Annotated in this window: 13 protein-coding genes; 5 read left to right on the forward strand and 8 right to left on the reverse strand. The window is 62.9% G+C overall.

The features are described 5' to 3' along the window. Positions 1-79: 79 nt before the first annotated feature. On the forward strand, positions 80-1,288 hold the full coding sequence (locus AC1VXC_RS08410; protein ID WP_481527443.1) for an acetyl-CoA C-acyltransferase: 1,209 nt from the start codon (positions 80-82) through the stop codon (positions 1,286-1,288). 319 nt (positions 1,289-1,607) lie between these two features. Here the strand turns inward: AC1VXC_RS08410 and galU are convergent, their stop codons facing one another. The 8 genes from galU to cmk all read right to left on the reverse strand — a co-directional run bounded on the left by galU (position 1,608) and on the right by cmk (position 9,914). After that, positions 1,608-2,486 carry a UTP--glucose-1-phosphate uridylyltransferase GalU gene (galU, locus tag AC1VXC_RS08415; RefSeq protein WP_313171646.1) on the reverse strand — a complete coding sequence of 293 codons (879 nt, stop codon included), beginning with the start codon at positions 2,484-2,486 and terminating at the stop codon, positions 1,608-1,610. Further along, positions 2,486-4,402 (reverse strand): polysaccharide biosynthesis protein, encoded by a 1,917-nt coding sequence (locus AC1VXC_RS08420; RefSeq protein WP_313171644.1) that lies wholly within the window; start codon positions 4,400-4,402, stop codon positions 2,486-2,488. The genes galU and AC1VXC_RS08420 overlap by 1 nt, the downstream gene beginning before the upstream one ends. Before the next feature lie 14 nt (positions 4,403-4,416). Next, a complete protein-coding gene (locus AC1VXC_RS08425) occupies positions 4,417-5,391 on the reverse strand; it encodes an MraY family glycosyltransferase (protein ID WP_313171642.1) in 975 nt (324 codons plus the stop codon). After that, positions 5,392-6,570, reverse strand: coding sequence for a lipopolysaccharide assembly protein LapB (gene lapB / locus AC1VXC_RS08430; protein ID WP_313171640.1), 1,179 nt, complete (start codon positions 6,568-6,570; stop codon positions 5,392-5,394). A 6-nt stretch (positions 6,571-6,576) separates the two neighbouring features. Next, positions 6,577-6,876: a lipopolysaccharide assembly protein LapA domain-containing protein gene (locus AC1VXC_RS08435; RefSeq protein ID WP_481538765.1), complete on the reverse strand. Its 300-nt coding sequence runs from the start codon at positions 6,874-6,876 to the stop codon at positions 6,577-6,579. A 96-nt stretch (positions 6,877-6,972) separates the two neighbouring features. After that, complete coding sequence (locus AC1VXC_RS08440; protein ID WP_057628209.1) at positions 6,973-7,278, reverse strand: integration host factor subunit beta; 306 nt, start codon at positions 7,276-7,278, stop codon at positions 6,973-6,975. An 88-nt stretch (positions 7,279-7,366) separates the two neighbouring features. Continuing rightward, positions 7,367-9,046: a 30S ribosomal protein S1 gene (gene rpsA, locus AC1VXC_RS08445; protein ID WP_313171637.1), complete on the reverse strand. Its 1,680-nt coding sequence runs from the start codon at positions 9,044-9,046 to the stop codon at positions 7,367-7,369. 193 nt (positions 9,047-9,239) lie between these two features. Beyond that, positions 9,240-9,914, reverse strand: coding sequence for a (d)CMP kinase (gene cmk, locus AC1VXC_RS08450; RefSeq protein WP_313492624.1), 675 nt, complete (start codon positions 9,912-9,914; stop codon positions 9,240-9,242). A 189-nt stretch (positions 9,915-10,103) separates the two neighbouring features. Here cmk and ykgO point away from each other — a divergent pair, with 189 nt between their 5' ends. The 4 genes from ykgO to AC1VXC_RS08470 all read left to right on the forward strand — a co-directional run bounded on the left by ykgO (position 10,104) and on the right by AC1VXC_RS08470 (position 13,346). Then, positions 10,104-10,229 (forward strand): type B 50S ribosomal protein L36, encoded by a 126-nt coding sequence (gene ykgO, locus AC1VXC_RS08455; protein ID WP_005409283.1) that lies wholly within the window; start codon positions 10,104-10,106, stop codon positions 10,227-10,229. Between the two features lie 196 nt (positions 10,230-10,425). After that, positions 10,426-10,755, forward strand: a complete 330-nt coding sequence (locus AC1VXC_RS08460; protein ID WP_313171633.1) for a hypothetical protein — start codon at positions 10,426-10,428, stop codon at positions 10,753-10,755. A 70-nt stretch (positions 10,756-10,825) separates the two neighbouring features. Next, on the forward strand, positions 10,826-11,863 hold the full coding sequence (locus AC1VXC_RS08465) for an agmatine deiminase family protein (RefSeq protein ID WP_313171631.1): 1,038 nt from the start codon (positions 10,826-10,828) through the stop codon (positions 11,861-11,863). A gap of 595 nt (positions 11,864-12,458) precedes the next feature. Then, positions 12,459-13,346 (forward strand): carbon-nitrogen hydrolase, encoded by an 888-nt coding sequence (locus AC1VXC_RS08470; RefSeq protein WP_481527448.1) that lies wholly within the window; start codon positions 12,459-12,461, stop codon positions 13,344-13,346. Positions 13,347-13,352 lie beyond the last annotated feature (6 nt).

The following is a 13,352-nucleotide window of genomic DNA, read 5'->3' on the forward strand; positions in this document are numbered from 1 at the left end:
GTGAGCGTGCTTCGGGGCGGCGCTGCAAGCGCTGCCCTCGCCCGCCCTCACGCTCACACCTATTGAAGAGATCACTGCAATGACCAAGCAAATCCAGGACGCCTATATCGTCGCCGCCACCCGCACCCCGGTTGGCAAGGCGCCCAAGGGCATGTTCCGCAACACCCGTCCGGACGACATGCTCGCCCACGTGCTCCGTTCCGTGGTCGCACAGGCCCCGGGCGTGGACGTCAACCGCATCGATGACGCCATCATCGGCTGCGCCATGCCCGAAGCCGAGCAAGGCATGAACGTGGCGCGCATCGGCGTGCTGCTGGCCGGCCTGCCGAACACCATCGCCGCGCAGACGGTGAACCGCTTCTGCTCGTCCGGCCTGCAGGCCGTGGCGATGGCTGCTGACCAGATCCGTCTGGGCAACAGCGACCTGATGCTGGCCGGCGGCACCGAGTCGATGTCGATGGTGCCGATGATGGGCAACAAGATCGCGATGGCACCGAGCGTGTTCGACAACGACCACGTCGCCATTGCCTACGGCATGGGCATCACTGCCGAGAAGGTCGCCGAGGAATGGAAGGTCTCGCGCGAGGAGCAGGACGCCTTCGCCCTGGCCTCGCACCAGAAGGCCATCGCCGCGATCCAGAACGGCGAGTTCAAGGACGAAATCAGCCCTTACGACATTGTCTCGCACCTGCCTGACCTGGCCGATGGCAAGCGCATCATCACCCGCAACAAGATCGCCGACACCGACGAAGGCCCGCGCCTGGATTCGTCGGCTGAAGGCTTGGCCAAGCTGCGCCCGGTGTTCCGCAATGGCCAGTTCGGCGGCTCCGTCACGGCAGGCAACTCCTCGCAGATGAGCGACGGTGCCGGTGCAGTGCTGCTGGCCTCGGAGCAGGCGATCAAGGACTACGGCCTGACCCCGCTGGCCCGCTTTGTCAGCTTCTCGGTCGCCGGCGTGCGCCCGGAAGTGATGGGCATTGGCCCGATCGCAGCAATTCCGAAGGCACTGAAGCAGGCCGGCCTGAGCCAGGACCAGCTGGACTGGATCGAGCTCAACGAAGCCTTCGCCGCGCAGTCGCTGGCGGTGATCCGCGATTGCGGCCTGGATCCGTCCAAGGTCAACCCGCTGGGCGGCGCCATCGCCCTGGGCCACCCGCTGGGTGCTACCGGCGCGATCCGTACGGCTACCCTGTTGCACGGCCTGCGCCGTCGCCAGCAGAAGTTCGGCATGGTGACCATGTGCATCGGCACCGGCATGGGCGCTGCGGGTATTTTCGAATCGCTGTAAGCGATCAGCTGCGTTGTTGATTGAAGAAGGCGGCCTGAAGGCCGCCTTCTTTTTTGGGCTCATCGCGAAGAGCACCTCCTCTCCCCAACCCCTCTCCCGCAAGGGGAGAGGGGCTTGAATCGCTGCGAGCGCCAGCATTCCCGGCAACTGCAGCTGTAGCCCCTCTCCCCTTGCGGGAGAGGGGTTGGGGAGAGGGGTAGCTTGCCGCACCGCCCTGCTGGCAACAGCCCGGGGCCAGAAACAGAAAAGCAGCCTTCCGGCTGCTTTTCCAATCAACACAACTGACAGACGACAGCCGCTTCCAGAATGCTCGCAGCGCTTATTCCGCCAGCATCTTCTGCATCGCCGCCCGTGCCGGCCCGGCCAGCTTCTCGTTTTCCAGCGCAAAGCGCACGGTCGCTTCGATCAACCCCAGATGGGTGCCGCAGTCAAAGCGCGTGCCCTCGAAACGGTACGCGTCCACCTGCTCGATCTTGAGCAACTGCGCAATCGCATCGGTCAGCTGGATTTCGCCACCCGCACCAGTACCGGTAGCCTCCAGCAACTCGAAGATCTTCGGGCTGAGCACATAGCGACCAACGACCGCCAAGTCGCTCGGCGCATCTTCCGGCTTCGGCTTCTCGACGATCTGGCTGATATGTCCCTTGCGGCCATCGAACTTGTCGGTCGCTACGATGCCATAGCTGCCGGTCTTGTCGTGCGGCACGTCTTCCACCGCAATGACACTGGCGCCAGTGGTAGCGTTCAAGTCAGCCATCTGCTTGAGCGCGCCGTCGCCGCGGTTCCAGATCAGGTCATCCGGCAGCAGCACCGCGAAGGGCTCGTTGCCGACGATCGCCTTGGCACACAGCACCGCATGGCCCAGCCCCAGCGCTTCGGTCTGGGTCACGAACACCGCGCGCACGCCCTTGGGCAGCACATGCCGGATCAGCTCCAGCTGCTCCTGCTTGCCGGCGCGCTCGAGCTTCTGCTCCAGCTCGTAGGCCTTGTCGAAGTAGTCGGCCACCGCGTGCTTGTAGCGGTTGGTGATGAAGATCAGGGTGTCACAGCCAGCCTCGATGGCCTCATCGACCGCATACTGGATCAACGGCCGATCAATGATCGGCAGCATCTCCTTCGGCACGGTCTTGGTGGCAGGCAGGAATCGCGTTCCAAGTCCTGCGACGGGGAATACCGCTTTTTTTATTCGGCCGTGCATCAGTGGCTTCTTCCAGCTTCTTTGGAGGTAGGAAACGGAACAATATTGGCAGTGCCAGTCTGCGCCGCGACATCGTCGGCCGGCATGAACTCGGGGATGGTAGTGCCGAGGATATGTCGCATCGCTTCGATATCGTAGGCAGCTACCGCCTTCCTCAGTGCGGCCACGTTATTCAACACCAGCTCAGGTGAAAATTCACGCACGCCTGCCGCCATCACCTTCGGGTGCGCAGTCGGTTGGCAGTTTTCGTCGGCGTAGAACAAGCTCTCGTGCAGCTTCTCGCCCGGCCGCAAACCGGTGTAGATGATCGGGATATCAATCCCCGGCTGCTTGCCGGCCAAACGGATCATCTGCTCTGCAAGATGGCGGATGAACACCGGCTCACCCATGTCCAGCATGTAGATTGCGCCACGCGACGAGGAAGCCGCTGCCTGGAGGATCAGCAGGCAGGCCTCCGGAATCGTCATGAAATACCGGCTCACGTCCGGATGGGTCACCGTGATGGGCCCACCCTTGCGGATCTGCTCACGGAACATCGGCACCACGCTGCCCACCGAACCCAGCACGTTGCCAAAGCGGACGGTGACGAAGCGGGTGTGCGGCGCGCGTCGGTTCAGGCTTTGGCAGATCATCTCGGCGTAACGCTTGGTCGCGCCCAGGGCATTGGCCGGATCAACAGCCTTGTCGGTGGAAATGAAGACGAAGTTCTCCACGCCCGACTCGATGCAGGCCGTGGCGACGCACTCGGTCGACAAGGTGTTGTTGCGGACCGCCTCACGCAGCTGCGCTTCCAGCAACGGCACCTGCTTGTACGCGGCGGCATGGAACACGGTATCCGGGTTGTAGCTGCGCAATGCATGGCGGATCACCGCCGGGTCGCCACAGTCACCGAGTACACCATGGACTTCCAGGTCCGGGAAGCTCCTGCGCAGTTCAGCCTGGATGTTGAGCATCAACAGTTCGCTCATCTCCAGCACCACGATGCGCGTGATACCGTGCCGTGCGCACTGGCGGCACAACTCCGAGCCGATCGAACCACCGCCACCGGTCACCAGCACCGTGCGCCCACGCAACCAGCTGCGCAGCAATTCCCAATCCGGCAGGATCGGCTTGCGCCCCAGCAGATCTTCGATCGCGACTTCCTTCAATTGCCCGGGTAGCGAACTACCCTCAAGGATATCGGTCAGGCGGGGTACCGTACGGAACGGCAGGCCGGTGCTCTCGCACAAACCCACCACCCTTTGCATGCCGGCAGCATCAAGGGTGGGTATGGCGATCACCAGCAGCTTGGCGCTGGTCTCCTTCGCCACCTGGGCAACCTCATCCAGGGTTCCCAGGATCGCGGCACCGTGCACCCAGGCACCTTGCAGGTGCGGCGAATCATCCAGCAGACCGACCGGCTCATAGTCGCCGGAGCGGCGCAGGTCCTTGATCAACGACTCAGCGGCCTGGCCGGCACCGAGCACCAGCACACGGCGCGCGCTGGCATCCGAATGCATGGCCTGGTAGTCCTTCCAGGCGCGATACAGCAGACGTGGTCCTCCCAGAAGCGCGGACAGCGCAAATGGGTAAACCACCAATACCGAAATGGGAATTCCCTCGAGACGGCGATAGGAAAACACCACAACTATCGCCAACAGGCCGATGAACGAGGCCTTGAAGATGTTGATCAGATCAGCGACCGAGGCGAATCGCCATAGGCCGCGGTAAAGCCCGACCTTCCAGAACGCAACGGCCTGGATGCCGATCACGATCACTGCGTCCAGCGTGAACCACGCATGCACCGGCCCACCATCCAACAGCGCGAAGCGGGCCATCAGCAGCAGCTGCCAACACAGCCACACCATGACCAGGTCGTGCAGCATTACCGCATAACGCGGGCCGCCACCTGCAAAGCGCTCGTGCCAAGATGCCATAGAAAACTTTGTCCTTATTTAAGTGCCGTGGCACGCAGGAACATCCACGCCGCTGCCGTAGCAGCCAGCCAGGTAATGCCCCCTGCCCACCCCCAACCTAGGGGAAGTCTTGAAAATTGCGCCGCAAGTGTAAGCCCCACAAGGCTGAAGAGCGCATAACCCAGCGTAACAGCCGTGTGACTGCATTCACGCTTCACGAAACGTTGGTAGAGATGCTGGGTATGCGGCTGCATCCAGCGCTCCCCCCTGAGCATGCGTGAAAGCAAGGTGAAGCCTGCGTCAGCCAAGAACACCGCCGGCAACATCAGCCACAGTACCGGCGCAGTCTCGGTAACACTCAAGCCCAGCGCCAACACGCCGGCCACCAGATAGCCCAGCGCGCCGCTGCCCACGTCCCCCATGAAAACACGGGCCCTGGGGAAGTTGAAAGGCAAGAACCCCGCACAGCCGGCCGCAAGAGCCCCTCCGGCCATGGCGAACGGCCAAGGCAGCAGCCAGGCCGCACCAAGACCGACAAGAATTGCCTGTGTCGCGGCCAGCCCATTGATGCCATCCATGAAGTTCCAGATGTTGATCAAGGACACTGCCAGTACGAAGCAGAACACCGCCTTCACAACGCTGCCCGTGCCAACCCAGACCATTGCGCCCAGCAACAAGGCGGCCAACAGGTGCACGCACAGGCGCGGCAGCGCCGGCAATGAGCGGTGGTCATCCCACCAGCCAATCCCCGCAACCAGCAGCAGACCCGCTGCGAACACCAGCAACGTCACCGCATGCGCAGGCATCCACATCGCGCCCAGCCCACAGGCAAGCAGCTGCGATACAACGATGCCGATGCCGCCGCCACGTGGCGTTGATACCGCATGGCTACGACGCTCCCCCGGCTGGTCGATGAGCTGCCGCCACCGCGCATATCGGATTGCAAGCCACGTCACCACGGCTGCGGTGGTCAACACCAGCAGCAACAACCAATACTGCGACTGTGGCACTCAGAGCACCGCGTAGTTCAATAGCGGCTTGACCGTGCCCCATTCCTTGCAGCTCGGGCACTGCCAATGATGGGTACGCGCACCAAAGCCGCAACGGGTGCAGCGATAGGCCGGATTACGGACCAGCAACTGGTCGGTGATGTGCTTCAGATCCTGCAAGGTCGCTACCGGATCCGCACCCTCGGCCAAGGTCAGGTCGATCAAGGCCGACTCGCCACGCACCGACGGGCGATCCTTGAGCTGGCGCCCCAGATAGGCCCGCGCCGGCGCGGTGCCTTCCTGTTCCTCCATCAAACGGGTGAGCGCCAACACCGGCGCGATGCCGCGATAATGCTCGGTCATCTCGGCCAGGAACGCACGGGCACCGGCGATGTCGCCGACATTGCGGTAGTTCTGCAGCAGTTGCGGCAGGATTTCCGGCAGGTAATCCGGGTCGTTGCGTGCGGCGCGCTCGAATGCCCGCACCGCCGCCTCGTCGTTGCCGAAATCACTCTCCAGCCGACCTTCAATGATGCCGGCGCGCACGCTCATGGCATCGGCCGCGTTGGCCCGATTGATGGCGGCCCGCGCGTCGTCCAGACGACCTGCAGCGCGGTAACGCTCAGCCAGTTCGCACTCGAACTGACCAATCAGCTTGCCCATTGGCTCGTCGGTCACCGCCTCGTAGCGGGTGGCGTTCTCGATCGCCTTTTCCCAGTCGCGTTCAGCCTGGTAGATGCCGATGAGGTGCTTCAAGGCCTGCGGCGCACGCTGGTCCAACTGCGCCAACTCGGTGAACACCGTCTCGGCCCGGTCCAGCAGGCCGGACTTCATATAGTCCTCACCCAGCGCAAGCAGTGCCTGGACGCGCTGCGCGTCGCTCAGGTCATTGCGGTTGACCAACCCTTGGTGCAGACGGATCGCGCGATCGACTTCGCCCCGGCGACGGAACAGATGCCCCAGCGCGACCTGCGTTTCAAAGGTTTCCTTGTCCAGCTCGGCGATATGCAGGAACAGCTCGATGGCCTTGTCCGGCTGCTCGTTGAGCAGATAGTTCAAGCCACGGAAATACGTACTGGAAAGACGGCTGACCTGGTTTTCACTGTGGCGCTGCCCTCCCCGCCGACCTATCACCCAGCCGGCCAGCGCGGCCAACGGCAGGCACAGGAAGAACCAGAACCATTCACTGATGAAAGCCATCGTTGCTCAGCGTCCGTCAAAGGGAGAAGGCGTCTGCACTGCAGTCGCTGCCGGTTCCACCGCCGTTGCAGCGGCCGCCTTGTTGGCGCGGCGCAGCTTGGCGTACATCGGCACCACCAGGCCAGCCATGACCATACCGCCACCCACCAACGCCCCCAGCAACAGCGAGGCGATGATCGCGATGCCGGAAGTGGTCTTGAGCACCCAGAACGCAAGGCTGATTTCGATGGGCTGCGAGTTGAGCGAGCCGATCACCAGGCCGCCTATCAATACCGCCAGCAGGATCACTAATCGAACGATCTTCATGCGCCGGCTCACTCCTGTAACAAGAGCCCGTAGCTTACCGTTCAGCGGATCAAATGGCAGCACTCAATCTACTGCGAGCGGGTCCGGCAGGAGCGCTCAGGCAGGATCGCTTTCCAGCGGCACCACCGAGCTGACGCGCTCGCGCAGCTCCTTGCCCGGCTTGAAATGCGGCACATGCTTGCCCGGCAACGCAACCGACTCACCCGTCTTCGGGTTGCGACCCAGGCGCGGCGGACGGTAATGCAGGGAAAAACTGCCGAAACCGCGGATCTCGATGCGGTCACCGGAAGACAGCGCCCCGCCCATCATTTCCAGCAACGACTTCACCGCCAGATCGACATCATCAGCCTTCAGGTGCGCCTGATGGCGCGCGAGGATTTCGATCAGTTCGGATTTGGTCATTGCGTACTCGTCAATGGCAGGGTCTTACCCTGAAACGACCCGGACTGCTGTCCGGGCCGCCAGGTCACAACTACTTACAGCAGGCCGATTACTCGGACTTGTTGCCGTTCAACTGTGCGCGCAGCAGCGCGCCCAGCTGGGTGGTGCCGCCGGAAGCGGACTGGTATTCCTCCAGCACTTCGCGCATTTCGGCATCGTCCTTGGCCTTGATCGACAGCTGCAGGGTACGGCCCTTGCGGTCCATGCCCACGAACTTGGCTTCGACCTTGTCGCCGACCTTCAGGAACTGAGTAGCGTCGTCGACGCGCTCGTTGGCAACGTCACGTGCCGAAACGTAGCCTTCGATGCCGTCAGCCAGCTCGATGGTTGCGCCCTTGGCATCAACTTCCTTCACGACGCCTTCAACCTTCGAACCCTTCGGGTTGGCAGCCATGTACTGGCCGAACGGATCCTGCTCAAGCTGCTTGACGCCCAGCGAGATGCGCTCGCGCTCCGGATCGACGGCCAGGACCACTGCGTCCAGGGTGTCGCCCTTCTTGAAGTTGCGAACCACGTCTTCGCCGGTGGTGTTCCAGCTGATGTCCGACAGGTGAACCAGACCGTCGATGCCGCCGTCCAGACCGATGAAGATACCGAAATCGGTGATCGACTTGATCTGGCCGGAAACCTTGTCGCCCTTCTTGAAGATGGCGGCGAAGGTTTCCCACGGGTTGGCAGCAACCTGCTTCATGCCCAGCGAGATACGACGACGCTCTTCATCAACGTCCAGCACCATCACTTCGACTTCATCACCAACCTGGACAACCTTGGACGGGTTGACGTTCTTGTTGGTCCAATCCATCTCGGACACGTGCACCAGGCCTTCGACGCCCGGCTCGATCTCAACGAACGCGCCGTAATCGGTCACGTTGGAGACCTTGCCGAACACGCGGCTGTTGGCCGGGTAACGACGTGCGATGTTGTCCCACGGATCCTCGCCCAGCTGCTTCAGGCCCAGCGAAACGCGGTTGCGCTCGCGGTCGAACTTCAGCACGCGCACGTCCAGCTCGTCGCCGACGTTCACGACTTCGGACGGATGGCGCACGCGCTTCCATGCCATGTCGGTGATGTGCAGCAGGCCGTCGATACCGCCCAGGTCCACGAATGCGCCGTAGTCGGTCAGGTTCTTGACGACACCCTTCAGGATGGCGCCTTCCTGCAGCTTGTCCATCAGCTGCTCGCGCTCTTCCGAGTGCTCGCTCTCGACAACTGCACGACGCGACACGACCACGTTGTTACGCTTGCGGTCCAGCTTGATGAGCTTGAATTCCAGCTCCTTGCCTTCCAGGTAGGCCGGGTCGCGCACCGGGCGCACATCGACCAGCGAACCGGGCAGGAATGCGCGGACATCCTTGATGTCCACGGTGAAACCACCCTTGACCTTGCCGCTGATGCGGCCGGTGATGGTTTCGTTCTTTTCCAACGCTTCTTCCAGCTCGTCCCACACCATGGCGCGCTTTGCCTTCTCGCGCGACAGGACGGTTTCGCCGAAGCCGTTCTCGATCGAGTCGAGGGCAACCTTCACCTGGTCGCCCACGCCCACGTCGATCTCACCAGCGTCGTTACGGAACTGTTCGATCGGCACGATGCCTTCGGACTTCAGGCCGGCATTGATGATCACCACGTCGCCGCGGACATCAACGACGGTACCGATAACGATGGCACCGGGCTTCAGCTTGGCCAGGTTGGCCTGACTGGCTTCAAACAGTTCTGCAAATGATTCGGTCATTAGATTTACTCAGTTGAACATATGGACAGCGGATCTGTTGCGAAAACCCGTACCGTCCAGCCTGTTGGACGACCCCATGAAAGCAGCCGCATGTGAATGAAAAAGCCCACCACGCACCATTGCGCAGCGGGTTGTTGCAACATCTTTGGTGCGACTGCGATCGGTCAACTGATCGCACTCAACGCAGCCAGGATCAGGCTTCCTTGGAAACCAGATCCAGCACCTTGGCAACGACGTCGTCGATGCCAATACCGCTGGTGTCGATGAGGATGGCGTCTTCGGCCGGCCTCAGGGGCGCCACTGCGCGCTGTGCATCACGGGCGTCGCGGGCCATGATCTCACGCAGGAGGTCTTCAAAGTTAACCGAAACCCCTTTTTCTTTCAACTGTTTATGCCGCCTCTGGGCGCGCTCCTCGGCGCTCGCAGTCAGAAAAACCTTGAATGGGGCGTCAGGGAAGATGACGGTACCCATGTCGCGACCATCGGCCACCAACCCCGGCAAAATCCTGAATGCGCGCTGACGCTCCTTCAGGGCGGCCCGCACCTCCGGAATGGCCGCAATGGCCGAGGCCAATGCCCCGGTGGTCTCCAGGCGCAACTCGTCGGTGGCATCGGTGCCATTGACCAGCACCCGCAGGCTTTCCCCCTGCTCCACGAACTGCACCCTGGTATCAAAGGTGCAACGCACCAGCGCCGACGCGTCAGAGGTATCGATGTCCGCCCAACTGGCAGCCACGCCGACCGCCCGATACAGCGCACCCGAGTCCAGGTAATGCCAACCCAACTGACGGGCGACGATGCGACTGACGGTACCCTTGCCAGCCCCGGACGGGCCATCAATGGTAAGAACGGGGGGCAATTGACTCATCTGGATGCCTGTTTGGAGCGAGAATCAGGCTATTCTAGCGCCCTGCACCGCCATCGCTGCACGTATTTGCACGCAAGCACTTGAACCGGCATGGAAATACCCGGTAGAATGGCGGGCTTGAACGAGCGTTATCCTGCATATCCGCGGCCGCGCTCCTGATATTCCTACAGTTATCCGCCGAGGTATGCCATGAAAGTTCTGTCCTCCCTGAAGTCGGCGAAGGCCCGTCACCGTGATTGCAAGGTTGTGCGCCGTCGCGGCAAGATCTTCGTGATCTGCAAGTCGAACCCGCGCTTCAAGGCTCGCCAGCGCTGAGCCAACTGGCGCAAGCCAGGGCCTGATCCGCAAGCATCAGGCAACGCCAAAAAGCCGCCCTTGGGCGGCTTTTTGCTTGGCTGCGCCCACACCACGCCCGCACAGGGTGAGCGCGCGCATAAAAACCGCGGTCAACCGGTACTTTTGCCGTCTTTTTTGCTGTAATCACAGCCTGTCCTCTGGGGAGATGTGACCAATGAAGCAAACACTGAAGATTCTGGGCCTGGTCATTGCACTGGCCGCAGCGCCGGCGGCAATGGCCGATACGCTGTTGATCGAGCGCGCACAGGAAAAACCGGCCGAAGCCATCCCGGCCCGCGGCCAGACCATGGCACAGGTGGAAGCCCGTTTCGGTGCACCGAGCGAACGCATGGATCCACGCGGCGGCCAGAAGCGCCAGTGGCCGACCATCAATCGCTGGGTCTACCCCGCCTTCACCGTGTACTTTGAAAAGCAGCGCGTGATCGATGTGGTCGCTCGCCAGGCCAGCCCCGACGAAGTCGGCCCGAAGCCACCGATCCGCTGAAGCCCTTCCAGGCAGCAGGCCTGTACCCGCTGCCTCAACGCCCGTCCGGGCCAATCGCACTCCGAGAAGAATGAACGAAACGCTCCGCTTTCCAGCCGAATGGGAAACCCAGTCCGGCGTCCTGATCGCCTGGCCGAACGCCGACACCGACTGGGCCGAGCGCCTGGCCGAGGTCGAGGAAACCTATATCGCGCTGGTCAGCGCCATCACCCGCTTCCAGCCGGTACTGATCTGCGTGGCCGACGACGATGTCGAGACCTATGCGGAGATGCGACTGCGCTCGAACCGCGTGGAGATGGAGCGCGTGCAGTTTGTCACTGCGCCCTATGACGACACCTGGTTGCGCGATTCCGGCCCAATCACCCTTAAACGCGCCGACGGCAGCTTCCAGTTGCTGGATTTCCGTTTCACCGGCTGGGGTGGCAAATTCGAGGCCAGCCTCGACGACCAACTGGTCGGCGTGCTCGACCAGGCCCGGGTCTTCGACAACGCCCAGGTGCGCAGCATTCCATTCGCATTGGAAGGCGGCGCCATCGACACCGACGGTGCCGGCACCTTGCTGACCACCTGGAAGTGCCTGCACGAACGCCATCCGGAGCGCGACCGAGCTTCGCTCAGTGCCGACATGGCCAGCTGGATGCAGCAGGATCGCGTGTTGTGGCTGGACCACGGCTACCTGGAAGGTGACGATACCGACGCCCATATCGACACCCTCGCCCGCTTCGCCTCGGTCGACAGCATCGTCTACCAGAACTGCGATGACCCGCAGGACTCGCATTTCGTCGAGCTGCAGGCGATGGGCGCTGAACTGGCCGCACTGCGCACCGCCGAGGGCAAGCCGTACCGCCTGTTCCCGCTGCCTTGGGCCGAGCCGGTTCTCGACGAAGGCCGCCGCCTGGCTGCCTCGTATGCAAACTTCCTGATCATCAACGGCGCGGTGCTGATGCCGGCCTATGGCGATGCCGCCGATGATGCTGCGCGTGACGTGCTGGCACAGGCCTTCCCGGACCGCGAGATCGTGCAGGTGCCCTGCCGCTCGCTGATCTGGCAGAACGGCAGCCTGCACTGCATCACCATGCAGCTGCCGGCCGGCCTACTGAAGCACTAAGCGCGGCACCTGTAGTGCCGAGCCATGCTCGGCAGGGGCTTCACGAGCGAAAAGCCACCCTCACCCCAACCCCTCTCCCGCCAGCGGGAGAGGGGCTAAAGCCGTAATGGCGAGTCATGCTCGGCAGAGGCTTCACGAGCGAAAAGCCACCCTCAACCCAACCCCTCTCCCGCCAACGGGAGAGGGGCTAAAGCCGTAATGCCGAGCCATGCTCGGCAGGGGTTTCACGAGCGAAAAGCGCCCTCACCCCAACCCCCGCTCCGCGCCCCGGCCCTTGCGCTGGCGCAAGGTCGTTCGAATGGCTGCGAACCTTTGGTTCGCAAGCAGCCCTTCTCACCCCGCAAAGCGGGAGAGGGGCTCAGAGCGTAGTGCCGAGCCATGCTCGGCAGGGGCTTTACCAGCAAAAAGCCACCCTCAACCCAACCCTCTCCCGCACACGGGAGAGGGGCTCAAGCCGTGGAGCCGAGCATGGCTCGGCGCTACCTGGGAAGCGCAAGCAACCGCATGGGCGCCACAGCCCCTTCCGTTCAGCCCTGACCACATAGCCGACGCGCATCCGCGTTAACATGCGCGTTTTCCACCGCAGGATCGCAGCATGAACTCGCGCAGCCCCCTTACCGTCGCCCTTGTCCAGGAGCGCAACCACGGTGACGCCGCCGCCAACCTGGCCGTGATTGATGCACGCGTGGCCGAGGCTGCCGCGCAGGGCGCGAAACTGGTGCTGCTGCAGGAACTGCATAACGGCCCGTACTTCTGCCAGCACGAGTCGGTGGACGAATTCGACCTGGCCGAGCCTATCCCCGGGCCCAGCACGGAACACCTTGGCGCGCTGGCCAAAAAGCACGGTGTGGTCATCGTCGGCTCGCTGTTCGAGCGCCGTGCCGCCGGCCTGTACCACAACACCGCCGTGGTCTTTGAAAAAGACGGCACCCTGCTCGGCAAATACCGCAAGATGCACATCCCCGATGACCCGGGCTTCTACGAGAAGTTCTACTTCACCCCGGGCGACCTCGGCTTCACCCCCATCGACACCTCGGTCGGCCGCCTCGGCGTGCTGGTCTGCTGGGACCAGTGGTACCCGGAAGCGGCGCGCCTGATGGCGCTGGCCGGCGCCGAGCTGCTGCTCTACCCCACCGCCATCGGCTGGGACCCGGACGACGTGCAGGACGAGAAAAACCGCCAGCGCGATGCCTGGGTACTGAGCCACCGTGGCCACGCCGTGGCCAACGGCGTGCCGGTGCTGAGCTGCAACCGCGTGGGTCACGAAGCCTCGCCGCTGGGCGCTTCGGGCATCAACTTCTGGGGCAACAGCCACGTGCTGGGTCCGCAGGGCGAGTTCATCGCCGAAGCCGGCACTGATGCGACCCTTCTGGTCTGCGAGATCGACCTGCAACGCAGCGAACACGTGCGCCGCATCTGGCCGTTCCTGCGTGATCGCCGCATCGATGCCTACGGCGACCTGCTCAAGCGCTACATCGACTGACCGGAC

Source organism: Stenotrophomonas sp. STEN033, assembly GCF_056856655.1.

Excerpts from the sequence above, each read along its gene's own strand:
- AC1VXC_RS08440 (WP_057628209.1), bottom strand. The coding sequence starts at position 7,278 with ATGACCAAATCCGAACTGATCGAAATCCTCGCGCGCCATCAGGCGCAC.
- lapB (WP_313171640.1), bottom strand. The coding sequence starts at position 6,570 with ATGGCTTTCATCAGTGAATGGTTCTGGTTCTTCCTGTGCCTGCCGTTG.
- AC1VXC_RS08465 (WP_313171631.1), top strand. The coding sequence starts at position 10,826 with ATGAACGAAACGCTCCGCTTTCCAGCCGAATGGGAAACCCAGTCCGGC.
- galU (WP_313171646.1), bottom strand. The coding sequence starts at position 2,486 with ATGCACGGCCGAATAAAAAAAGCGGTATTCCCCGTCGCAGGACTTGGA.
- cmk (WP_313492624.1), bottom strand. The coding sequence starts at position 9,914 with ATGAGTCAATTGCCCCCCGTTCTTACCATTGATGGCCCGTCCGGGGCT.
- AC1VXC_RS08470 (WP_481527448.1), top strand. The coding sequence starts at position 12,459 with ATGAACTCGCGCAGCCCCCTTACCGTCGCCCTTGTCCAGGAGCGCAAC.
- AC1VXC_RS08410 (WP_481527443.1), top strand. The coding sequence starts at position 80 with ATGACCAAGCAAATCCAGGACGCCTATATCGTCGCCGCCACCCGCACC.
- AC1VXC_RS08460 (WP_313171633.1), top strand. The coding sequence starts at position 10,426 with ATGAAGCAAACACTGAAGATTCTGGGCCTGGTCATTGCACTGGCCGCA.
- AC1VXC_RS08435 (WP_481538765.1), bottom strand. The coding sequence starts at position 6,876 with ATGAAGATCGTTCGATTAGTGATCCTGCTGGCGGTATTGATAGGCGGC.
- AC1VXC_RS08420 (WP_313171644.1), bottom strand. The coding sequence starts at position 4,402 with ATGGCATCTTGGCACGAGCGCTTTGCAGGTGGCGGCCCGCGTTATGCG.
- rpsA (WP_313171637.1), bottom strand. The coding sequence starts at position 9,046 with ATGACCGAATCATTTGCAGAACTGTTTGAAGCCAGTCAGGCCAACCTG.
- ykgO (WP_005409283.1), top strand. The coding sequence starts at position 10,104 with ATGAAAGTTCTGTCCTCCCTGAAGTCGGCGAAGGCCCGTCACCGTGAT.